Annotated in this window: 15 protein-coding genes; 5 read left to right on the plus strand and 10 right to left on the minus strand. The window is 67.8% G+C overall.

Annotated features, from left to right (window positions below; all coding sequences use genetic code 11):
- Positions 1-226: 226 nt before the first annotated feature.
- Positions 227-505, plus strand: coding sequence for a hypothetical protein (locus tag LNV23_RS00615; protein WP_263561161.1), 279 nt, complete (start codon positions 227-229; stop codon positions 503-505).
- 16 nt (positions 506-521) lie between these two features.
- Here the strand turns inward: LNV23_RS00615 and LNV23_RS00620 are convergent, their stop codons facing one another.
- The gene (locus LNV23_RS00620; protein WP_263561162.1) at positions 522-923 is read right to left on the minus strand and encodes a hypothetical protein; all 402 of its coding nucleotides are present in this window, start codon (positions 921-923) and stop codon (positions 522-524) included.
- Positions 924-1,293: 370 nt separating this feature from the next.
- Here LNV23_RS00620 and LNV23_RS00625 point away from each other — a divergent pair, with 370 nt between their 5' ends.
- From LNV23_RS00625 to LNV23_RS00635, 3 genes are all read left to right on the plus strand, one after another.
- Positions 1,294-2,037 carry a response regulator transcription factor gene (locus LNV23_RS00625; RefSeq protein ID WP_263561163.1) on the plus strand — a complete coding sequence of 248 codons (744 nt, stop codon included), beginning with the start codon at positions 1,294-1,296 and terminating at the stop codon, positions 2,035-2,037.
- Positions 2,018-3,331 (plus strand): ATP-binding protein, encoded by a 1,314-nt coding sequence (locus LNV23_RS00630; protein WP_263561164.1) that lies wholly within the window; start codon positions 2,018-2,020, stop codon positions 3,329-3,331. The genes LNV23_RS00625 and LNV23_RS00630 overlap by 20 nt, the downstream gene beginning before the upstream one ends.
- A 135-nt stretch (positions 3,332-3,466) precedes the next feature.
- The gene (locus tag LNV23_RS00635) at positions 3,467-5,137 is read left to right on the plus strand and encodes a serine hydrolase domain-containing protein (RefSeq protein ID WP_263561165.1); all 1,671 of its coding nucleotides are present in this window, start codon (positions 3,467-3,469) and stop codon (positions 5,135-5,137) included.
- Here the strand turns inward: LNV23_RS00635 and LNV23_RS00640 are convergent.
- Positions 5,118-6,146: an AraC family transcriptional regulator gene (locus LNV23_RS00640; RefSeq protein ID WP_263561166.1), complete on the minus strand. Its 1,029-nt coding sequence runs from the start codon at positions 6,144-6,146 to the stop codon at positions 5,118-5,120. The two genes, LNV23_RS00635 and LNV23_RS00640, sit on opposite strands and share 20 nt — an antisense overlap.
- Positions 6,147-6,281: 135 nt before the next feature.
- On the opposite strand from LNV23_RS00640, the gene LNV23_RS00645 reads away from it, so the two are divergent.
- Positions 6,282-8,495 (plus strand): fatty acid desaturase, encoded by a 2,214-nt coding sequence (locus LNV23_RS00645; RefSeq protein ID WP_263561167.1) that lies wholly within the window; start codon positions 6,282-6,284, stop codon positions 8,493-8,495.
- Here the strand turns inward: LNV23_RS00645 and gloA2 are convergent.
- From gloA2 to LNV23_RS00685, 8 genes are all read right to left on the minus strand, one after another.
- Entirely contained in the window at positions 8,487-8,891 is a 405-nt protein-coding gene (gene gloA2, locus LNV23_RS00650; protein ID WP_263561168.1) for an SMU1112c/YaeR family gloxylase I-like metalloprotein, read from the minus strand. The genes LNV23_RS00645 and gloA2 overlap by 9 nt on opposite strands.
- A 96-nt stretch (positions 8,892-8,987) precedes the next feature.
- Positions 8,988-10,250, minus strand: a complete 1,263-nt coding sequence (locus tag LNV23_RS00655) for a sugar MFS transporter (protein WP_263561169.1) — start codon at positions 10,248-10,250, stop codon at positions 8,988-8,990.
- Positions 10,251-10,336: 86 nt separating this feature from the next.
- Positions 10,337-12,820: a GH92 family glycosyl hydrolase gene (locus LNV23_RS00660; protein ID WP_263561170.1), complete on the minus strand. Its 2,484-nt coding sequence runs from the start codon at positions 12,818-12,820 to the stop codon at positions 10,337-10,339.
- 338 nt (positions 12,821-13,158) lie between these two features.
- Positions 13,159-14,592, minus strand: coding sequence for a glycoside hydrolase family 47 protein (locus LNV23_RS00665; protein WP_263561171.1), 1,434 nt, complete (start codon positions 14,590-14,592; stop codon positions 13,159-13,161).
- Positions 14,589-15,527, minus strand: a complete 939-nt coding sequence (locus LNV23_RS00670) for a carbohydrate kinase family protein (protein WP_263561172.1) — start codon at positions 15,525-15,527, stop codon at positions 14,589-14,591. Before LNV23_RS00670 ends, LNV23_RS00665 begins: the two co-directional genes overlap by 4 nt.
- The gene (locus LNV23_RS00675; RefSeq protein WP_263561173.1) at positions 15,520-16,761 is read right to left on the minus strand and encodes an AGE family epimerase/isomerase; all 1,242 of its coding nucleotides are present in this window, start codon (positions 16,759-16,761) and stop codon (positions 15,520-15,522) included. The genes LNV23_RS00670 and LNV23_RS00675 overlap by 8 nt, the downstream gene beginning before the upstream one ends.
- A gap of 75 nt (positions 16,762-16,836) precedes the next feature.
- On the minus strand, positions 16,837-17,847 hold the full coding sequence (locus tag LNV23_RS00680; RefSeq protein ID WP_263561174.1) for a LacI family DNA-binding transcriptional regulator: 1,011 nt from the start codon (positions 17,845-17,847) through the stop codon (positions 16,837-16,839).
- Positions 17,848-18,402: 555 nt separating this feature from the next.
- Complete coding sequence (locus tag LNV23_RS00685; RefSeq protein WP_263561175.1) at positions 18,403-21,111, minus strand: M15 family metallopeptidase; 2,709 nt, start codon at positions 21,109-21,111, stop codon at positions 18,403-18,405.
- Position 21,112: the final 1 nt, after the last annotated feature.

The following is a 21,112-nucleotide window of genomic DNA, read 5'->3' on the forward strand; positions in this document are numbered from 1 at the left end:
TCATGGCCGGCACGATACGCCAATGCCGGCCGCGGCGAACGCGCACCGGCTGCCGCCAACGTGATGGGCGCGGTCTTTGGGACAACGCCGCCCGCCCCTGCACCGGGAATCGTGCCTCGGCAGACTGTTCCATATCGCACAGACCTGGTCGGCCCGCAGCGCTATCGTCCACCGCAGTGTCACCCCGGCCCGCTCGTCGTGAGTGGGCCGCCACCGGAGTCACGCCATGACGAACTCGTCCAAAAGCAATGCATTGACTGAGCATGCCGCCTGGCATTGCCCCCGCTGCCACGGTGTGGTGCACCGCATCCGCCGACACAGCCTGGACCGCTTGCTGAGCCTGTTCAGCCCCGTCTGGCGCTACCGCTGTCAGGACCGCCGCTGCGAGTGGGAAGGGCGCGTGCGGGTCAGCCGCATGGGCGAACGGCAACGCCATTGCGATGTCTTGGCGCCGTTCCCGCAACGCAATGTCGAACTGCCTGAGCTGCGCAAGACCTGGCGTTGACAGCGCCCTTGTGCCTTCACCGGCCCTGCTCGATCTGAGGGACCTGCTTGTCGGCCCTATGAGGCGGGCCGGAAAACTGGAGGTCCACCGCATAACGCTGCGGCACCCCACCGTGGCAATCGAGCGAGGCCAGGGCCAAGCGCACCGGGCTGTGATAGCGCCGGGCACCCGTGACCGAAATCGGGCGCACTCGACCTCCCGCATCGACCTCGAACTCGGCCCGCAGCTCGGCCTCGCGGTCGATGCGCTGCATGCTGCTGGCCAGCAGCTCAGGCAGCTGCTCGCGCGCCGCTGGGCAGGCAGCGGCGCCGGAGGCCACGGCAGCGTGGGCTGTGAACGGGGCCGCCAGCAGGGCCAAAGCCAAGACGGCCGGCGCAGCGTGGGCGAAGTGGAACGAGCGCAAATTGAGGTGCTTCATGGGAACTCCTTGATCGAGGCCGACTGCACATGAAATATCGAGTCGGGGCGGCCAAGTTACGCAGGCACTCCAGGCTCGTCTGCACGCCTGGGACGAAGCCTGCGTTTGCGGCGACGAAACGGCAAACGGCGGGGACAGTCGCGCGCTGCCGCCTTGCCCCGGCCTTCGCAGGGCGGGGGTCGGAAGTCATGTGCCGCGGGCCAGCGGCCGGCGCACGCTTGCCCCCCATCCAGCGGCAGCGCAATGCGTCAGCGCCGTCACAATCAAGGCCAAAATGTCGCAAAGCAGGGACGGTCTGGCCGGCGCTGAATGGCTTACGATCCGCGCCCCAAGCCCGCATTCCCTGCGCCCTGCCCCGAGCCGCCTCAAGATGTCCAAGACCGAAGTACTCATCGTGGATGACGACGCCGAACTGGCCGGCATGTTGGTGCAACTGCTGCAGACCGAAGGCTGGGCCGTGAAGAGCGTCCTGAGTGCCGAACAGGCCGAACGCAGCCTGGCGGCGGAGCTGCCGCAGGTGGTGTTGCTCGACGTCATGCTGCCCGACGCCAGCGGCATGGACCTCTGCCGCCGCTGGCGCAGCGCCCACCCCACGCTCGGCATCCTGATGCTGACCGCGCGCGGCGACCCCTTTGACCGGGTGCTGGGGCTGGAACTGGGCGCCGACGATTACCTGCCCAAGCCCTTCGAGAAGCGCGAGCTGGTGGCCCGGGTTCGCGCCTTGATGCGCCGCCAGAAGCCGGCCCCAGCCCCAGCGCCGACCCAGACCGAGCTGCAATTCGGCAGTCTGAACGTGAATCTGCTGAGCCGGGAATTGCGGGTGAATGGCATGGAAGTGCCCCTGACCGGCATCGAGTTCAAGCTGCTGCTGGTGCTGGCACGGACACCGGGCCAGGCCGTGTCGCGCCAGCAGCTCAGCGATGCCGTGCAGGCGAGCGCCTACCGGCCGCAGGACCGGACGGTCGATGTCCAGGTCGGCCGGCTGCGGCGGCGCCTGGCCCAGGCCTTGCCGGGCCGTGACTGGATCGAGACCGTGCGCGGCGAGGGCTATGCATTTGTGCCGCGGGAGGCGGCAGAAGGCGACGCACCGGCCGATGATTCCGAAGCGCTTTGACTCCCTGTTCCTGCGCCTGCTGCTGGCGCAGGTGCTGCTGGTGAGCTCGGCCTTGCTGGTGTTCGGCGGGCTGCTGGTGGTGGAGCGCAATCAGCTGATGGCACCGCAATACGCTCACATGCTGGCGCCGAAGCTGGCTCAGGCCGCGCGCATGCCGGCCGACGCCCGCATACCGGCCTTCGGCGTGTCCGAAGGCTTACGCCGCCATGCCTCGCTGCCGGATGGGCTCAAGCTGAACGTGAGCCAGATGCCAGCCGTGCTCGACTTTTCACGCGAACTGCGCCTGCAGGGCATCGCGGCCGATGAGGTCTGGCTCAGTCTCGAGGGAACTCAAACGACCTTGTGGATGCATGTGAAGGTCGAGGGCACCGCGCCCGTCTGGCTGAGCGGCTATGCACCGAGCCTGTTTCCGCACTGGGCGCCGCGCATGACGGTGGCCTTCTTGCTGCTGGGCGCGGTGCTGACCCTGGTCAGCCGCAGCATTGCCCGCCGCATCACCCGCCCGCTGTCCCTGTTGCAGGAACGCATGCATGCGCATGCGCACGCCGGCATCCAAGGGCCGGATGGGCCGAACACCCGGATGACGAGCCAGGCGCCGCCCGAGCTGATCGAGATCGACCGGGCCTACCGTCTGCTGGCCGAACGCTTGCAGCGCAATGAGCGCGAGCGCGCGCTGCTGTTGGCCGGGGTTTCTCATGACCTGCGCAGCCCGCTGAGCCGCATCCGGCTGGCCGCCGAGATGCTGCCGGAAACGGCCGAAAACGCCCTGGGGGTCTCGGCCATCACGCGCAATGTCGACAATGCCGACCGCCTCACGGCCAGCTTCATCGAGTTCATACGCGCCGGCGTCGTCGAGCTCAACGAGGAGGTCGATCTGGCCGCGGCGGCACGGCGCGCCGTGGCCGCCTTCGATCGGCCGGAGGCGGAATTGGCCCTGCGCACGCCGCCCAGCCTGTGCCTGCAGAATGCCCACGGGCTGCTGGTCGAGCGCCTGATCATCAACCTGGTCGACAACGCGCTCAAACATGGTCGGCCACCGGTCCTGGTGGAGATCCGGCAAGACGCCGAGTCGGCCCTGCTGATCGTCAGCGACCATGGCCCGGGTCTGCCGCAAGACGGCGGCAAGCACCTGCTGGAGGCCTTTGCCCGCGGCGACGCCAGCCGCAATCTGCCGGGCTTCGGCCTGGGCCTGGCCATTGCGCAGCAAACCGTGCTGCGCTTGCAGGGCGAGCTGAGCTTCGATCGCCCGGACGGCCGCCACCAGATTCAGGTGCGTGTGCCCATCCGCCGCTAGGGTTTGCCGCGCGGAGCCCGGCGCATCCCGGACCCATGCCGTCCGTCACGGCGCTCATGCAGCCTGTCGCATGTCGCGCCCGTGTTCGGGCACCGGCGGCAACAATCGCGGCTTGATCGACTTCAGGCCTGACCCATGTTGCCACTGCCCTTGCGCCATGCGCTGAATGCCAGCGCTCTTGCCGGCGCTCTTGCCGCCCCCTTGTTGACCCCCCTGGCCGCGTTCGCGCAGGCCCTGCCCGACGCAGCCGCAGTCAGTCGATTCACGCAGGAGCTGCTGGACCGCGAGAACATCGCGCCCCAAGGGCCCGGCCTGGCCGTGCTGGTGGCCCGAGGTGATCAGCTGCTGGTGCAAACCGCGCGCGGCGCGGCCAGCCTGGAGCTGGGTGTGCCGCTGGGCCCGGAGCAGCGCTTCCGCCTGGGTTCGGTGACCAAGCAGTTCGCCTCGGCGCTCTTGCTCAAGCTGGTGGACGAGGGCCGGGCCAGTCTGGACGATCCGCTGTCCAAGTATCTGCCCCAGTACCCCAATGGCCAGGCCATCACCCTGACCATGCTGCTGAACCACACCGGCGGCATGAAGAGTTACACCGGCATCTCCGGCTATATGGGCAACCCGGTTCGGCGTGACCTGAGCACCGCCGAGCTGGTCAAGGAGTTCCAGGACCAGCCGGTCGACTTCGCACCGGGCAGTGCCTGGGCTTACAACAACTCGGGCTATGTGCTGGTCGGGGCGATCATCGAGGCCATCACCGGCAAGCCCTGGTGGGAAGGCTTGAGCGCCCTGAAGACGCCGGTGTTCTACCCCGCGCCTGAACGCCTGATCCCCGGCCACGTCGCCGGCTACACCCGCGGCGAAGGCGGCAAGTTTGCGCCGGCTGGTTTGATCAGCATGAGCCAGCCGCACGCGGCAGGCGCCCTGGTCGGCGATCTGCAGTCGTTGTGGCGCTGGAACCAACTGCTGCACGAGGGCGCCTTCCTGAAGCCCGCCAGCTACCAGCGCATGACCACGCCCGAGGGCGCGGCCGTGGCCTCCAAGTACGGCTACGGCCTGTTCATCGACAGCCTGCGTGGCGAACGCCTGATCCAGCACGGCGGCGCCATCCATGGCTTCAACTCGATGCTGCAATACCTGCCGGCCCAGCGCATCACCGTGGCCTTGCTGCGCAATGCCGACGGTGGCATGAACCTCGATGCCATCGCTCGCCAACTGGCCGCCTTTGCCGCCGGCAAACCCTTCCCCAAGCCCCAGACCCTGACGCTGGCCCCGACACAGCTCAAGGCCTTCGAGGGCGTTTACAGCCAAGGCAAGGACAGCCGCAGGCTGCGTGTCGTCGACGGCGCGCTGACCAGCCAACGCAATGGCGGCGCCGTGCAGGCGCTCGCCGCCGTCGGCCCGGCCCGGTTCATCGCCACGACCGGCCCTGCGCAGATCGCCTTCGAGCGCGACGCCGAGCACAAAGTCAGCGGCCTGCGCTTCTTCGCGGAAGGCGACGGTGAAGGCGAGCTGTGGACGCGCAACGGCGATCTGCCGCAGCGGGCCGATCTGGTGCTCAGCGAAGCCCAGAAGCAAGCGCTGCTGGGCGAGTACCTGAGCCCGCAGTTTCGGGTCAAGGTCTATCTGGGCGAGCAAGGCCAGCTGATGGGTCAGGCGCCGGGTCAGCCGGCCTTTGCCCTCAAGGCCGCCGGCCCGCGCGAGCTCTACACCACCGTGGTCGATGCCACCCTGCTGTTCGAGCCCGCCGACGGTCTGGCCGCCAGCGCCACCCTGGTGCAAGGCCCGGCGCGCATCACGATGCAGCGCCAATGAAGCCAGCGCGGTAGTCAGTGGGCGACATGCCTTGCCAGCGCCGGAAGGCGCGGCGGAAATTGGCGAGGTCGGTGTAGCCCAGGGCGAACGCCACCTCCTGCACGCTCAGCTGGCCGCGCTGCAGATGCTCGATCGCCAGCCGGTGGCGCAGCTCGTCGCTGATCTCCCGGAAGCTGCGGCCCTCGTCCAGCAGGCGGCGATGCAAGGTGCGCGGCCCCAGGTGCAGCTGGCGCGCCACCCGGCTCAGCGAGGGCGGCGTGCCGCTCGCCTCCAGCAGCAGGCGCTGCACGCGCGCCGTGGTGCTTTGCTGTGGCGCGAGGCGGCGCAGCTCGGCCTCGCACAAGTGCTCGGCCTGCGCAAACGCGGCCGCATCGGCGGCGCTCAGAGGCGCGTCGACCTGCGCCAGCGGCAGGGCCAGGCCGCTCCAGGCGCTGTTCCAGCTCAGCTCGCAGCGCAGCAGCTGCTGCGCAAAATCGGCGTAGGCCGGCGCCGGCAGCGCGAAGGCGACGCGGCTGATCGCGGCGCGGCCCGGAGCCCCCGCCTCCAGCGCATGTTTGAGCGCCAGGATCACCGCCTCCAGCACCGGCCGGCGGATGCGGCCCAGAGCCACAGGCTCCAGGATCAGCAAGCGCAACTCCTGACCATGCAGCTCCACAGCCAAGGACACCAGCGAAGTGCGCAAGCCGATGTAGCGCACCAGCAGCTCGATCACCTGGCGCAGCGTCGACCCGCTCATGGCCGCAAAGCCCAGCACGCCCAGGGTGTTGACGCGCAGCCGCTCGCCGACCAGCAAGCCCAGGGCAGGCTCACGCGTGAGCGCCAGGGCTCCTTCGATCAAGCGGGCCAGGGCGTCCATGGGCAGCTCGGGCAAGGCTCCCTCCAGCTGCTCGGGTCGCAAGCCGCCTTGCGCCAACCAGGCCGCCACATCACCGCCGACCGCCGCCACATGGTCGGCGACCTGGCGGATGTAGAGCGACTGCAGCTGGATGTTCGGCGAGGGCGGCGTCATGCGGCGAACTCTAGCCCGGATCGCCCAATGTCAAAAAATGACCTCCGAATGTCATAGCGCGACCTGTGCAGATGGCGCCGGAGTTTCTAGCATCGAGGCACAAGCCGCAGACCCTGCGCGCAGACTGCACCCGCCATGTCCTCAAGAGAAGCCCACAGCGCCCTGATCAATGCGCAGCGCATCCGCGTCGCTGGCGACGAGACCTTGCTGCAAGCCGCCCTGCGCGAGGGGCTGGACTTCCCCAACAGCTGCCGGGTCGGCGGCTGCGCCAGCTGCAAATGCCGGCTGCTTGAAGGCCAGGTCGAGCAGCGCCGCGACACCAGCTATTTGCTCAGCGACGCAGAGCTGGACGCCGGCATGATCCTGGCGTGCCAGAGCCGGCCGCTCAGCGATGTGCGCATCGCCGTGGACCTGCCTCAAGCCGCAGCACGGCCGCGCCAGGTCAGCGGCACCATCATCGGCCAGCAGCGCCTGACGGCCGACATCACCCGGCTGCGCGTGCAGCTGGACAGCCCGCTGCCCTACCAAGCCGGGCAATACGCCGCGCTCACCCTGAACAGCCTGCCCGGCCTGCGCCGCAACTACTCCTTCGCCGCGCCCTGCAGCCCGGACAACAGCGTCGAGTTCTTTGTGCGCCAGCTGCCGGGCGGCGCGTTCTCAAGCCGGGTCCACGGGCAGGACCTGCGCGGCGAAACGCTGCAGCTCGAAGGCCCGCTGGGCAATTTCACCCTGCGCGCCTCGGACGCCGCGCCCTTGCTGATGGTGGCCGCCGGCAGCGGCCTGGCGCCCGTGCTGGCCATCCTGAAAGACGCCCTCGCCCAAGGCCTGCGCCGGCCCGCCACCCTGCTCTTCGGGGCCCGCAACGCCAGCGACTTGTATGCGCTGGACGAGATCGAGGCCCTGGCCCGGCAATGGCCGGCCGAGTTCCGCTTCGTGCCCGTGCTGTCTGGAGCGGCCCCTGACAGCGCCTGGCAGGGCGCGCGCGGCCATGTCACCGACTTGCTGGCCGAGCACCTCAGCGCAGGCGCCCAGGCCTACCTCTGCGGCCCCCCCGCCATGGTCGATGCGGCGCAGAGCCGCTTGCTCGAGCTGGGCCTGCCGGCTGATCGCATCCACGCCGACCGTTTCCTCAGTGGGCACGAATCGCCGGCGCCCAGCGGCAAACCCGCGCCGCTGGCGCGCCAGCCCGCGCATCTGCTGGACTACCTGAAGTTCGCCCTCTTCCATGGCGTCGGCCTGGGCTCAGCGGCCGCGCTGGCGGCGGGCGGCGCCTGGATCAGCGCCGGCCTGCTGGCCGTGCTGCTGCTCTACACGGTGGGCGACGCCCTGTGCGGCGACGACATCCGCACGCCCGAGTACCGCCACCCCGGCCTGCTGACCCTGCAACTCTGGCTGGCCTTGCCACTCTTGATGTTGATCGTGTTCATCGCCGTCTGGGGCGTGTCCAACGGTGACCCCCTGGGCTTTGGCGCCTGGGCCAGCGCCTGGAGCGGGCAGGACCTGCTGGCCGCGCGTGCGGCCACCGCCTGGGGCCACCATGTCTCGGCCTTTGTCCTCACCGGCTTGCTGATCGGCCTGGTGGGCACCATCACGGCCCATGAGCTGACCCACCGCAGCTGGGACCCGGTCTCGATGCTGATAGGCCGATGGTTGCTGGCCTTCAGCTTCGACACCGTGTTTTCCATCGAGCATGTCTACGGCCACCACCGTTATGTCGCCACGCTCGAAGATCCGGCGACGGCGCCGCGCGGGCGCAACGTTTACCGCCACATCCTGAGCTCCACGATCAAGGGCAATGTCAGCGCCTGGAAGATCGAGCGGCGCAGCTTGCGGCGCCGTGGCCGGCCGGTGTTCAGCCTGCATAACGCCGTGATTCGCGGGCATCTGATGAGCCTGGGTCTGGTGCTGCTGGCCGGGGGCTTGGGCGGCGCGGCCGCCGCGGGCTTCTTCGTGCTGTGCGCGCTCTGGGGCAAGGCGCTGCTGGAGATCGTCAACTATATGGAGCACTACGGCATCGTGCGCGACCCCGCCACGCCGGTGCAGCCGCACCACTCCTGGAACACCAACAAGCGCATCAGCTCCTGGTCGATGTTCAATCTGAGCCGCCACTCGCACCACCACGCCCAGGGCGAAGTGCCTTTCCACGCTCTGCAGCCCTACCCCGAGGCGCCCACCATGATCAGCGGCTACCTCAGCACCATCGTCGTGGCCCTGATCCCGCCGCTCTGGCATCACTTGATGGCGCCGAAGCTGCAGCATTGGGACCGCCACTACGCCACGGCGGCAGAACGTGAGCTGGCGCGCCAGGCGGAGGCCAAGGCCAGGCTGGGCCCGCTGGCCTCAGCCTGAACGCGCGCCGTTCGCCTGCTCGTACAACTCCAGCGGCAAGCCGTCGGGGTCGGCGAAGAAGACGAAGCGGCGCTCGGTGTAAGGGTCCAGCCGGATCGCCTCGACGGCGATGCCCTGCGCCTGCAGCGCAGCCCGGCAAGCCTCGATGTCTTCCACCTCGAAGGCCAGATGGCGCAGGCCCTGCGCTTCCGGGTAGGACGGGCGCGGCGGCGCGCCTGGCATGGAAAACAGCTCGATCTGGCCACCGTCGGGCAAGGCCAGATCGAGTTTGTAGGACTGACGCTCCGGCCGGAAGTTCTCGGCCAGCACGCGCAGGCCGAGGCACTCGGTGTAGAAGCGCTTGGAGACCGGGTAGTCCGAGCAAATGATGGCCACATGGTGGATACGCTTCAACACGGCAAACACCCCATCCTCACCCATTCACCCATTCACCATTCACCATTCACCATTCACCATTCACCTGTTCACCCATTCACCTGTTCACCCATTCACTCACTTCGCCCCATACATCGACGCGTACTTCACGCCGAAATACAGGATGAAGCCGTAGCAGGCCGCGGGCAGCAGGAAGGAGGTCTGCACGCCCATGGCATCGGCCATGGCGCCCTGCGCAAACGGCACCAAGGCACCGCCGACGATGGCCATGCACAGAATGCCCGAGCCCTGGCCAGTGTGCTTGCCCAGGCCGTTCAGCGCCATGCTGAAGATGGTCGGGAACATGATGGAGTTGCACAGGCCCACAGCCAGGATGGCCCACATGGCCACACTGCCCTTGCCGAACACGGCCGCCAGCACCAGGGCGATGGCCGCCAGCGAGTTGAAGGCCAGGGTCTTGCCCGGGCTGACCGTGCGCATCACCGCAAAGCCGATGAAGCGGCCGACCATGGCGCCGCCCCAGTAGACGCTGACGTAATGCGCGGCGTCGCCATGCGAGAGACCGGCGATGTGCGATTCACCGAGGAAGTTGACCAGGAAGCTGCCGATGCTGACCTCGGCGCCCACATACAGAAAGATGCCGATGGCGCCCAGCACCAGATGGCGGTGCGACCAGGCAGAAGCACCCTGGCCTTCAGCACTCGCGCTGACCGATTCGCTGTCCGTGATTTGCGGCAGCTTGGCGGCCCAGAACAGCACGGCCAGCAAGGCCAGTGCCGCAGCCAGACCCAGGTAGGGGCCGCGCACCGTGGCGGCATCGGCGGCCACACCCACGGCCGACAGGATCAGCAGGCCGCCCACGGCCGGGCCGATGGTGGTGCCCAGGGAGTTGAAAGCCTGGGTCAGGGTCAGGCGGCTGGAGGCCGTGCGGGCCGGGCCGAGCACGGTGACGTAAGGGTTGGCCGCCACCTGCAGCACGGTGATGCCCGAGGCCAACACAAAGAAGGCGAAAAGGAACACGCCGTAACCGCTGGACGCCGCCGGGTAGAACAGCGCGCAGCCGCAGGCCGCAATCAAGAGGCCGGCCACGGCCCCTTTTTGATAGCCGATGCGGCGGATCAGCGCACCCGCCGGCAGTGAAACGATGAAGTAGGCGCCGAAGAAGCAGAACTGCACCAGCATGGCCTGCACATAGCTCAAGGTGTAGATGGCCTTGAGGTGGGGAATGAGCACGTCGTTGAGCGAGGTGATCAGGCCCCACATGAAGAACAGCAGGGTGACGATGACCAGGGCGCTGGTGTTGCTGTTGCCCTGCTCCACGCCGCTGCCTCCCTGGATGTCCGCCGCCCGGGGCGCGGTGTTGTGTGACATGTTTGCCATTGAATTTGTCTCCTGTTGTGGGTCTTGTCTTGCTTGGCTTTGCTTGTCTTGCTTGTCTTATCCGGTGCCGGCTCCGGGCAGCAGGCTCAAGGCCTGAGGCCCAGCGGCGCCTTGGGCAGATCGCGGGCACGCGTGCCCCAGCCTTGTGGGTCGGGTTGCGGGCTCAGCTTGAAGCCGAGGGTAGCACCCGACTGCAAGGCTTCCCATGAGAGCCATACCGGATGGTGTTCGCGGCCCGCCCAGTTGACGGCCTCCACAAAGCGCCGCTCGCCCGGCTTCGCTTCGGGCGCCTCGATGCGCAGGGTGCGCCCAGTGCCAAGGTCGATCTCGGCGCGGGCAAAGCGCGGCGCATGCAGCAAAAAGCGGCCGCTGCCCGGCATGTCGGGGTAGAGCCCCAGGGCGCTGAACAAATACCAGGCCGACATGGTGCCTAGATCGTCATTGCCGGTCACGCCGTTGGGCGCGTTGCCAAACAGGGTCTCGGCGGCGCGCAACACGGTGGCCGTCTTCCAGGGCTGGCCGATCAGGGTGTAGACCCAGGGCGCATGCAGATCGGGCTCGTTGTTGGGGTTGTAGCGGAACTGGCTGTAATAGCTGTAGGGCCCCACCACCCAGGACTTGCGCACCGCGGCCGCCGGGTCGGCGAGCAGAGCCTGGTAGTCGAAGAAGTGGTCCAGGCGCTGCGCTGCCTGCGTCTGGCCGCCCATGGCCGCGACCAGGCCGGGGATGTCCTGCGGCACCAACCATTGGTATTGCCAGGCCGTGCCCTCGTGGAAGCCGCGCTCGGAGCGTGGGTCGTAGCCGCCATTGAGCTCGGTGAACCAGCTGCCGTCCGGCCGGCGTGGGCGAGGAAAGCCGCGCTGACTGGTGGCCGCGTCAAGCACGCTTTCGTCCCAGATGCGGCGCCAGTTCAGGGCGCGCTGGGCCAGCACTTTGGCGTCTTGCTTGTGGCCCAGGGCTTGGGCCATCTGGGCCAGGGCACCATCGGCCAGGGCGTATTCCAGCGTCGACGAGGCGCCGTGGTGCGGGTCAACATCCATGCCTTTGGAGACAAAGCCGCGGTCGTACTGCACAAAGCCCTGGCTCAGATAGCTGGGGTTGCCCGCCCGGCCCTGCGCGCGGATGCCGTGCGGCGGTACGCCAAAGGCGTTCTCGCGCAACGCCGCGTAAGCCTCGCGTTCGCGACCCTTGAGCGCGCCGAGGCGCCACAAATCCACCAGGAAAGGCGTCACCGGGTCGCCCGTCATGATGTTGGTCTCGAAGTTGGCGTATCCCCAGCGCGGCAGCCAGCCGCCCTGCTCGCGGATCTTCAGCACCGAGTAGGCGATGTCGCGCGCGCGCTCCGGGCGCAACAGGGCCAGGAGTTGGTTCTGCGTGCGGTAGGTGTCCCAGAGCGAGAAGAACTCGTAGTAAGTCCAGTCCTTGCCTTGATGCCGGGCCGTGTGGATCGCATCGTCATAGCCGCGGTAGCGCCCGTCGGCATCGCTGCCGGTCAGGGGCTGCAAGAGCGAGTGGTAGAGCGCGGTGTAGAAGACGGTGCGGTCGTCCACGCTGCCGCCTTCGACGCGCACACTGCTCAGCTCACGCTGCCAATTGGCCTCGGCCTTGGCGCGCATGGCGTCGAAGCTCAGCGGCTCGCCGCCCGGGGCCAGGCCTTCGGCGCGCAGATTGATGCGGGCGCCTTCGGCATCGACATGCGAGATGGCGCTGACCGCGGTCACCGCCGCCTTGCCGTCTTGCAGATCAAAGCTCAGCCAGGCGCCGTGCGGGCGCGCTTCGCCTTGGTGGCTGGGGCCTTTGGCGCCCGGCCAGGCGCCGGCACCGTCCCAGATGCCATGGGCCACGAACGGCCGGTCGAAGACCATGCGGAACCAGGTGGTGTATTGGGCGCCGCCGCAAAAGCTCTTGGTCGTGATCTTGCCTTCGATGCTGCGCTGGTCGTCCCCCACGCGCAGCTCGCTGCCGACCACCGAGTGCTTCTCGTTGGCCTGGCCCAGATTGACCAGCACATGGCCGGTGGGCGCGCCGGCGGCAAAGCTGTAGCGCTCGGCCGCCGCGCGGGTCAAGGCCGTAGCTTCGGCGGTGATGCCGCCGTAGCTGGTCAGCTGCACCTTGTAGTAACCGGCCTGGCCCACTTCGCCGGCATGCGTGTACTCGGCCGCATAGCGCTTGTGGTCAAAGCTGCCGACCTTGGCCGTGTCGAAATCACCGCCCGGGGCGATGCGCCCCGTGACCGGTAACACCGAAAGCTGGCCGCCCTGCTCCCAGCAGCCCGCGCCGGACAAGTAGGAATGGCCGAAGCCGCGGATGCGGGTGTCGTTGTAGCGCCAGCCGGCGTAATGCTCGCCGGTCGGGCTGACCTGGATCATGCCGAAGGGCGCCGAAGCACCGGGGAAGGTGTTGCCGTCGTCTTGGGTGCCGATGAAGGTGTTGACGGGCATGCTGCCCACGCTGAGCGGGGCTGCTTCGGCCTGCAGCGGCACGGCGGCCGGCAGCAGGCAGAAGCCGGCCAGCAGCATGCGCAAAGGCCAGGCGTTGCGGCGGACGGCGGCTGGGTACGTCCACTTCATGTCCCCCGGCCGCTCCGCGGCCTCCTCCTTAACTTCCGTGGCCGCACCCACCCACCGTCCGCCGCCGTCCAACGACTCCCTTTGCGAAGAGGGAACCCTCGACGATCTGCTCAAGCAGGCTGGCGGGGTGCCCCTGCGACGTAAGTCAAGGAGGAGCCCGCGCAGCGGGCGGGGGATCGAGCTGGGGCACAGGGAGTCCAGTGGACTCCCTGTGCCAAGCGAGAGCCAAAGCCCTTGGGCTTTGGCATGGAGTCGCAGGGGTGCGCTGCCAGCCTGCGTCTCACGCAGCGGCACCCGAACACCCAATCTATCCAATTGCTTCATTGCAAGCCCCTTACTCAGCGCGCCTGCACCGGCGCCGACAGGCGCATCGGGTGGGCTTCGGTGTTGAAGGTCACGGCGTCAAAGTCCAGCACCGATTTCGGCGAGAACAGCAGGTAGAAGTACTTGAAGGTCTCGGCGAAGAGGAAGCTTTCCATCGAGTCTTCATGCACCTTGCTGCGCACATCCTTGAGCGCCGCATAGCCCGCTTCCGTGCGGCAGTGGCGCACGAAGTCCTCGAAGAACTCCCGGCCCATGGCGCGGTAACGGGTGTCGCCGGTGAGCTGGTGCAGGTAGTAGGCCGACTCGACGATCTCGGGGCGCAGCGCGTACTCGGGCGACAGCACCTTCATGGTCTTGTAGTCCATGGATTCGGGTTCGATGCCGTGCAGACGCCACATGCGCAGGTTCGATTCCTGCAGCTTGCGCGCACGCTTGAGGTCGCCGCCCACGGCCAGCAGGGCCGGCATGAAGGCGTCCAGCGCGCCGTACTGCGTCTTGGTGCGGCGGCCGGTCTTCATGTCGGCATGGCCGTACCAGAAGCCGGTCTTGGTTTCGTCGCCCAGCACCTTGTTGACGCCGGCAATGCTGTGGTCCCACATGGCCTTGCACTCGCTGTCGCCGAACAAGCGCCAGCATTTGTACAGGTACTCGTAGTAGGAATCGATGCCGCCGCCGATGTGGGCGTCCGTACGCTCCCAGCGGCCGGTCTCGACGTTGATGGCCGAGCCGACCACGCCGTCCGGTGAAGCACGGCGGAAGGTCTCCACCAAGGCGCGCTTGGCTTTCTCGAAGTAAATCGGCTGGCCAGTCAGCTTGCTCAGCATGCCGAACTCGATGATCAGCGTGCCGGTCTCGGCCGGGTTGCTGATCGTGCCGCTGACCAGACCCGTGCGCAGATTGACATGGGTGTAGGGCAGGCCGGTGGGCGAATCGAACACCGGCAGCAGGCGCTTGCCCAGGTCTTCCGCCTTGGCCAGCAGGCGGGCATCGCCGCTGAGCTGGTAGGCCGAGACCAGGCCGCCGAGCAGGCGGATGGTGATCTCGAAGTTCTGCACCGAGAGGTCCTGGTCGAAGTTCAGCTGGCTGGCGATCAGCTCGCGCGCCTCGTCGGACTCTTCCTTCAGCCCCATCACCAGCAAGGTGCTCAACGCGTCGACCGGTGTCATCAGCAGCGAGCTCTTGTACCAGTTGTGGCCGCTCTTGCTCAGGGGCTTGAGGGCGTCCTGGCCCCAGGCGTACTGCTTGTAGCCGCGCCAGGCATGGCGGGTTTCTTCCTTGACACGCTGGGCCAGCTGGGCCGATTCGGCCTCGCTGACCGGTTTGAGCGCGGGCAGCGGCGCGGCTTGCGCCAGGGTGGCCACGGCGGCCAGGCACAGGCCGCTGAGCGCGCGGCGCGCTGGAGACCAGGCGGAGGAAGCGGAAACGGATGACAAGAAACGCTGACTCATGAGGAAACCTTTTCTTGAAGCTGATCGAACAGCCGGCCCATGGCCAGCGGTGTCGGTGGGGTGGCGCCTGCCTGCAGACAGGCGGCGGAGCCGGCGGCCAAGGCCGCGTGCAGATGGGCTTGCAAAGGGCGATCGGGGTGGCGGCTGAGGCTGTGGAGCAGACCGGCGGCGCTGGCATCGCCCGCGCCCACCGTGTCCACCACGGGCACGGCCGGGGCCATGGCGTCCACGCGCTCTTCGCCACGGTAGAGGCTGGCACCATGGCCGCCGCGGGTCAGCAGGCACAGCGCGTTCGGGTTCAGCGCGCGCAGGCGCTGCAGCGCCGCGTCCAGTTCCAGGCCGGGGCATAGATCGGGGAAAAGACCGCGCAGATCGTCGTCCGAGACCTTGATCAGGTCGGCGACGGCCGCCATGCGATGGAGCGTCGGTGTGTAGCGTTCGTCCATCACCTTGCGGAAGTTCGGGTCGTAGCTGATGGCCACGCCCTGCTCTTTCAAATGCTCGGCCAAGGCGACCAGGCGGCCGGCCAGGGGCTCGCGCGCTAGGCTGATGCCGCCGAAATGCGCCCAGCGCAGCTGGCGTGACCAGCCCTCGGGCAGGGCCGCGGGGTCGAAGTAGAGGTCGGCGCTGTCGTCGCCAATGAAGAAGTAGCGCGGCGGCTCGCCCTGTTCCACCATGGCCAGCAGCGGCGAGCGCGGCGCGCGCTGCAGCAGGCGCATGTCCAGGCCCACGGCCTCGCTGGCGGCCCAGAGATCATCGCCAAAGCGGTCGGCGCTGATGGCGCCGGCAAAGGCCGTGCGTTCACCCAGCGCCGCCAGCGCGCGCGCCACATTCCAGGTGGAGCCTCCCACCCGGGCCTGCCAATGGCCCTCGCCCTGGTGGATCATGTCGGTCAGCGCCTCGCCGGCGCAGAGCATCAGCGGTGCGTCATGCATGGCCAGAGCCCTCCGCAGATGCTGCGTCCAGTACCGCCACGATGTCGTAGCAGGCGCCCATGGTGTGATAGTCCACCTTGCCGGCTGGGCTCTTCTCGTCGCTGTACTTGCGGTTCTGCGCGTCGAGGATGCGCCACCAGGCGCCATGCTCGTGGTCGACAAAATGCGTCCAGCTGTAGGCCCACAGGCGCTCGTACCAGTCCCAGTAGAAGGGGTGCTTGGTGCGCTGGGCCAGCATGGCGGCGGCGGCCGCGCTTTCGGCCTGGACCCAGAAGTACTTGTCTGCGTCGCAGATTTCCAGCTCGGGCGAGATGGAATAGCACAGGCCGCCATGCTCGGCATGCCAGCCCTTCTCCACCGCCACCTTGAACAGGCGCTCGGCCGTGGGCAGAGCCCAGCTGAGGTCGCGCTCCAAGGCACCGCCCAGCGACTCCAGCTGCAGCAACAGCTTGGCCCATTCAGTGAAATGGCCGGGCTGGTAGCCCCAGGGCCGGAACAGATTGGCCGGGTCGTTGATATTGAACTGCCAGTCGGGCTGCCAGTTCGCGTCGTAGTGCTCCCAGATCAAGCCGCCGCAGCGCTCGGCCTGGCGCTGGGTGATGTTGAAAGCCACGGTGTAGGCGCGCTCCAAGTAACGCGTTTCGCCCGTGGCACGGTAGGCGGCCAGCAGCGCCTCGCAGGCGTGCATGTTCGCGTTCTGGCCGCGGTAGCTGGAGCGCTCGCTCCAGTCGCGGCTGGCTTCGTCGGCGTAGAGGCCGGCCTCGGGCTCCCAGAAACTGCGCTCCATCAGCTCGAAGGTCTCGGCCACCCAGGGCCGCGCTTCTTCCAGCCCGGCCATCAGCGCATGCGAATAGGCCAGCAGCACAAAGGCCTGGCCGTAGGCATGCTGGGTGCCATCCGCAACTTCACGGCCGCCAGGGTGGCAACGCAGCAGCCAGCTGTAGCCACCAAACTCGCTGTCTCGGTGCGCTTCGCGCAAGAAGCTCAGCGCATGGCGCAGGCCGTCCAGATACTCTGGCTGGCCGAAGTGGCGGTAGGCCATGGCGTAGGTGAAGACGAAGCGCGTGCTGCTGACCAGATGGCGCTGCTCGGCGTCGTAGACGCTGCCGTCGTCCTTGAAGAAGTGGTACATGCCACCGCTCCAGTCGATGCAGCGCGGGTGGTAGAAGCTCATGCTGTGCTGCGCATGGGCGAGCAGCACCGCCCGAGAGCGAAAGTCGGGGAGATTGGACATGGTGAGGAAAATTAGAGTTAGGCGCTTGGAGCGAATGGGGCCCGTGTCGATTGCCTTGAATGACTCATCCGTCGGTCAATCGTCACTGCTGCTCTCCCGCACGATCATCTGGACCGGCAGAACCAGTTCGGCAGGGGGTTCATCGGGTTTGAGGCGCAGCAAAAGCTCCACGCCCGAGGCACCCAGCGCCTCTTTGTCCACGTGCACCGTGCTCAGCGGCGGCACGGCCACGGCCGCGCTGCTGATGTCGTCGAAGCCGACGACCATGATGTCGTAGGGAACCTTCAAGCCCTCGTTCAGACAGGCCTTCATCGCCACCAGGGCGGTGCTGTCGTTGTAGCAAAACACGGCATCGGGCGGCTTGGGCAGCTTGAGCAGGCTGCGCATGGCCTCAACCACGCCCTCATCGCCCTCTCCCATGGTGGGCACGATGACTTCGAGGTCGGGGTCGGCGTGCACCTTGGCATCGAACAGCGCGCGGCGGAAACCGCGGTTGCGCTGCTGAATGCTGTAGTGGGCCAGGGAGCCCGAGAGCATGGCGATGCGCCGCTTGCCGCTGCGCAGCAGATGGCGGGTGGCCAGGTAGCCGCCCAGGGCGTTGTCCGGGTTGATGGAGCTGAAGCCGCGGCGGTGCATGTCCACCAGCACCATGGGCTTGCCCGTCAGCATCAGCGCGCTCAGCACCTCGGGCTCAAAAAAGCCCGCACACAAAATCGCATCGGGCGCATGCACCCGCACCTGCTCCAGCACCGGCTCCGCCGGTCCCACGACGATGAAGGACAGCGCAATCCCCTCGCGCCGGCAAGCCGCCTCGGCGCCATGCAGCACCGGCGAGAAGAAAGGGCTGGACGCCAAGGTGTTGTGCTGGCTGTGCAGCAAAAAGGCGATGCGCCGGATGCGCCCTTTTTTCAGCTGCGAGTGGTCATAGCCGAGCCGAGCCGCGGCCTCGCGCACCTTGTTGCGCGTCACCTCGGTCATGCCGGCCTGGTTCTTCAACGCCCGCGACACGGTGCCGATCGACAAGCCCGTGGCTTCCGCGATGTCGCGGATGGTGACCGACTGGCCGCCTCCGCCGTTTGCGCTCATGCCGGCACTCCGGGCTGGCAGGGCGGCGTGCAGCCTAGCGCTGCGCGAAGGCGCAACAAGCCCAGCAGCGGCGATTTCGAATGCAGCATCAGCAACACGGTGTCTCCGGTGTTCTCGATCTTGGGTTTAATAAACGCATCATCGTGCGCTTCCAAGGCTCGGGCGAAGGCACTTCACCCGGCTTTGTTCATGGGTGATGTTTATATCCAGCGCTTTTTTGAGCGTCAACCAAAGAGACGGAAGACGGGTGTTTTTAGCGTGGTTTACTAAACAAGTGTTGGATGGGTGGCAGCTGGGCGAGTGCTGGCATGTGATGACTCATTGCGGGCGGGGTGCGCGGCCGCCTGATCCGAAAGACGCTGCGTTGACGGCAGAGCTGATGCCGAGGGTCAGGTCTTGACTTGAGGTTTAAGGCCTGCCCGTCCCGGCGCAGGCCAGGGGTCAGGCATGCTGATACCCGCGATCGCTCTTATGGAAACGGCCGCGCTGGTAGCCGTGGGCGGCATGGCGCTACACCAAATGAGCCCGTTCGCTGTGGTCTGACCGAAGAAGAAGTCAAGGATTTCGCAGCGCCAGCTCGAAATGCATGCCGTCCAGCCCGGTGCTGAAGTGGCCACCCCAAGCGAAGCCACAGTCGCTGAAGATGGGCACGATGCTCAGTAAAGACCCGGGCACGCCCAGCGCCGCCGGCTGCGAGTTCATGGCATTGGCCTGAGTATTCAGATCGATGGCGATGCCCCAGGTGTGGCGGCTCAGTGGGCGCGTGGGGTCTGAACCGATATGGCGCGGCACGTAGGTGCCGCCGCAGTTCACGATGACATCCTCAGGTACGGTGCCTGCCGCGATGGCCGATTGGATGCGGTTGAAGGCGTCGACGAAATGGGGCAGGGCCCGGGCGTGCACATATTGGGGTTGCTGGTCGCCCAGCAGGGCATGGCGAAATTCGACGATCTCGTGCTGTGCCTGGCCATCAACTCCCTTGGACACCACCTGGACGGCGCCGTTGGCAAGCGGCCTGGTGACGATGTCGCCGTACAGCGCACGCACTTCCGTTTCGGTCAGCACATTGATCGTGCCGTTCGTGCGCTTCGGCGTGATGCTAACTGGCAACGCCCCCCCGAGGGCTGCGGCTGGCGGCGCGCCGGGGCTGAGCAGGTCCCCGATCTGGGCCGCGCTCAGCTCACCGTTGCTTGCGGCGTCGCCGCGGGCCTGCTGCCACTGCATGACGCGCAGCCGCGTGTTGGCGTCCAGGGTTCCAGTCGCCTCGACCCCTGTCAGGCCGAGCGCGCGCTGCAGCCGCACGACCTGGGCGGGCGTGAGATCGCCTTCGGCGGCGTTCAGGGCGCTGATGCCGGGGAACGGCGCAGCGGCGGCGAGCTTGGCAGCGGGACCTGCGGGCAGCGCGCCACCCGCAGGCGCCGCCGCGCGCGCCATCGTGTCAGGCGCGGGTGGTGCGGCGCCGCCGCCGCCGCCGTCCGGCATGGTGGGGGTGCCACTACCGCGCAGCTTGACGAAGCGACCCAGCAGGTCAAACCAGAACGGCGCGCCCAGGCTGGCGCCGATGCCGATGATCAGCCAACCCAGCAAGGCCTGCCAGAGGCCTTGCTGGAAGTCGTCGCGCTCCCAGTGGCGCCACAGGAAGGGTGTAAGTTCGGCCGACTTGTCGGCACCCCGGGCTGCCTGACTCGCCAGGGCTGCGTGCTGCTCTTGGTAGAGCTTGCGCAAATGGCGCGACGCCAGGGGCGGGGCGCTCGATGCGGGCTCGGCCACGCGGCTTGCCGCCAGGCTGTCGGCATAGCGGTCGGCGGGCGCCGAGGCCGAAGGCGCCGGCGCGGCGACGCCGGGCCGTTGCCGCGCCTGACAGGCCGCATCGCACGCCGGCCAGTTCGCCCAGCCCCAACCGATGGGCAGCCCGCTGCCGGCCAGCTGCTGCACGGCGCCGAGCGGCTCGCAGAGCGTGTCGACGACGCTGCCCTCGGTCACGCAGGCCAGGGCCACACGTTGAGCCGCCGCGCCGGCCGCCGGGCTGAGCGTGACGCGCGAGGGCAGCAGGACATCGCGCTCGTTGCGCAAGGCCGTGGTCAACCTCGCCAACTGCGCCATTGGCAGGGCATGCGACCCGGACTCTGGATTGACAGCGGGCCACTGTGCCTTCAGGGCTGCGAGGTGGTCATCGATGGCGACCGACGCATCCAGCATGAGCAGGGGGTCCGCGCGCTCGCTGGCGAGGCGTTGGCGCAACCGCACCTGATCCTGCAAGTCCAGCAGCCGGTCCAGGCTCGACCTCACAGTCTCGGCAACCTGGGGCGTCGTGTGCAGCCGGGGGTTCTCGCTGGCCGCGAACAGGTTGTCCTTCAACGCACGCAGGGCCTGCTCACTCTCCAGCGATTGCGGCGTCGGCGTGGTGGCAGGCGCCGACGCCCCCTTAGCCGGCGCTGCCCCCTTGCTGCGGGGGGTGGGCTGCGCAAGTAGCTTGTTGAGCGCGGTGATGAGGGCCTGTGACGAATCGCTCGCGGCCGACGCCGGCGCACTTGCGGCTGCGGCGTACGCCTTGGCCGCGTCCTGCGCCACGCCCACGGCGGCCGCACGGACCACGGGGTCGTTCCACAGCCTAGGGGCGATCACGAACGGATTGAGGTTGGCAAGGTAGGCCACCAGAAAGCCGATCACGACCAGGCGCAGCTGGGTGTCGCGCCGGTACCAGCCGCCGGCACGCTGCTGCACGCTGTCGTACCAGGCGCGCAGACGAGCCTCGAAGCTGGGCCAGTCGTTTTCGACGCCTTGCAGCAGCGTGGCGAGCGTTGTCAGCAGTGCCGGCGTGGGCTGGTAGGCATCGCCCCTAGCGCGCTTCGCGTCGGCGCTGGCCTTGACGGCGTTGAGCCAGGTCTGCGGGTCAGCGGAGCGCACGCCGCCGGTGGCCAGCGTGGACAGCTGGCTGATCAGCGCGTTGATGAACACGTCGGACGGCAGGTACGACGGCATGTTCTGACTGCCAGCGCCTCCAAGCGATTGCGACACCAGAAGCGGGTGTGCCAGCAGGCTCCGCGTGAAGGGGGACGGCTGTGACTTGGGCGAGAAGCGGCGGCGCAGCTGACCCATCGTCACATCGTCATCGCCCAGCAGCGAGCACAGGCCGAGCAGCAGGGAGTCGCCCCGGCTCTTGCGCAGCGCGGTCCAGATCTCGTGGAGGGTGCTGACCAGCAAGCTGCTGATCGCGAACACGAGGACCAGCCCGATGGCGACCTCGATGATGCGCATGTCCATG

This window comes from Kinneretia sp. DJ1R-11 (assembly GCF_025717595.1).
GTDB lineage: Bacteria > Pseudomonadota > Gammaproteobacteria > Burkholderiales > Burkholderiaceae_C > Paucibacter_A.

What these genes read in the sequence shown, in the direction of transcription:
- LNV23_RS00665 (WP_263561171.1), bottom strand. Translation starts at nt 14,592, where the DNA reads ATGAGTCAGCGTTTCTTGTCATCCGTTTCCGCTTCCTCCGCCTGGTCT.
- LNV23_RS00630 (WP_263561164.1), top strand. Translation starts at nt 2,018, where the DNA reads ATGATTCCGAAGCGCTTTGACTCCCTGTTCCTGCGCCTGCTGCTGGCG.
- LNV23_RS00680 (WP_263561174.1), bottom strand. Translation starts at nt 17,847, where the DNA reads ATGAGCGCAAACGGCGGAGGCGGCCAGTCGGTCACCATCCGCGACATC.
- LNV23_RS00635 (WP_263561165.1), top strand. Translation starts at nt 3,467, where the DNA reads ATGTTGCCACTGCCCTTGCGCCATGCGCTGAATGCCAGCGCTCTTGCC.
- LNV23_RS00655 (WP_263561169.1), bottom strand. Translation starts at nt 10,250, where the DNA reads ATGGCAAACATGTCACACAACACCGCGCCCCGGGCGGCGGACATCCAG.
- LNV23_RS00660 (WP_263561170.1), bottom strand. Translation starts at nt 12,820, where the DNA reads ATGAAGTGGACGTACCCAGCCGCCGTCCGCCGCAACGCCTGGCCTTTG.
- LNV23_RS00675 (WP_263561173.1), bottom strand. Translation starts at nt 16,761, where the DNA reads ATGTCCAATCTCCCCGACTTTCGCTCTCGGGCGGTGCTGCTCGCCCAT.
- LNV23_RS00670 (WP_263561172.1), bottom strand. Translation starts at nt 15,527, where the DNA reads ATGCATGACGCACCGCTGATGCTCTGCGCCGGCGAGGCGCTGACCGAC.
- LNV23_RS00645 (WP_263561167.1), top strand. Translation starts at nt 6,282, where the DNA reads ATGTCCTCAAGAGAAGCCCACAGCGCCCTGATCAATGCGCAGCGCATC.
- LNV23_RS00620 (WP_263561162.1), bottom strand. Translation starts at nt 923, where the DNA reads ATGAAGCACCTCAATTTGCGCTCGTTCCACTTCGCCCACGCTGCGCCG.
- LNV23_RS00640 (WP_263561166.1), bottom strand. Translation starts at nt 6,146, where the DNA reads ATGACGCCGCCCTCGCCGAACATCCAGCTGCAGTCGCTCTACATCCGC.
- LNV23_RS00685 (WP_263561175.1), bottom strand. Translation starts at nt 21,111, where the DNA reads ATGGACATGCGCATCATCGAGGTCGCCATCGGGCTGGTCCTCGTGTTC.
- LNV23_RS00625 (WP_263561163.1), top strand. Translation starts at nt 1,294, where the DNA reads ATGTCCAAGACCGAAGTACTCATCGTGGATGACGACGCCGAACTGGCC.
- LNV23_RS00615 (WP_263561161.1), top strand. Translation starts at nt 227, where the DNA reads ATGACGAACTCGTCCAAAAGCAATGCATTGACTGAGCATGCCGCCTGG.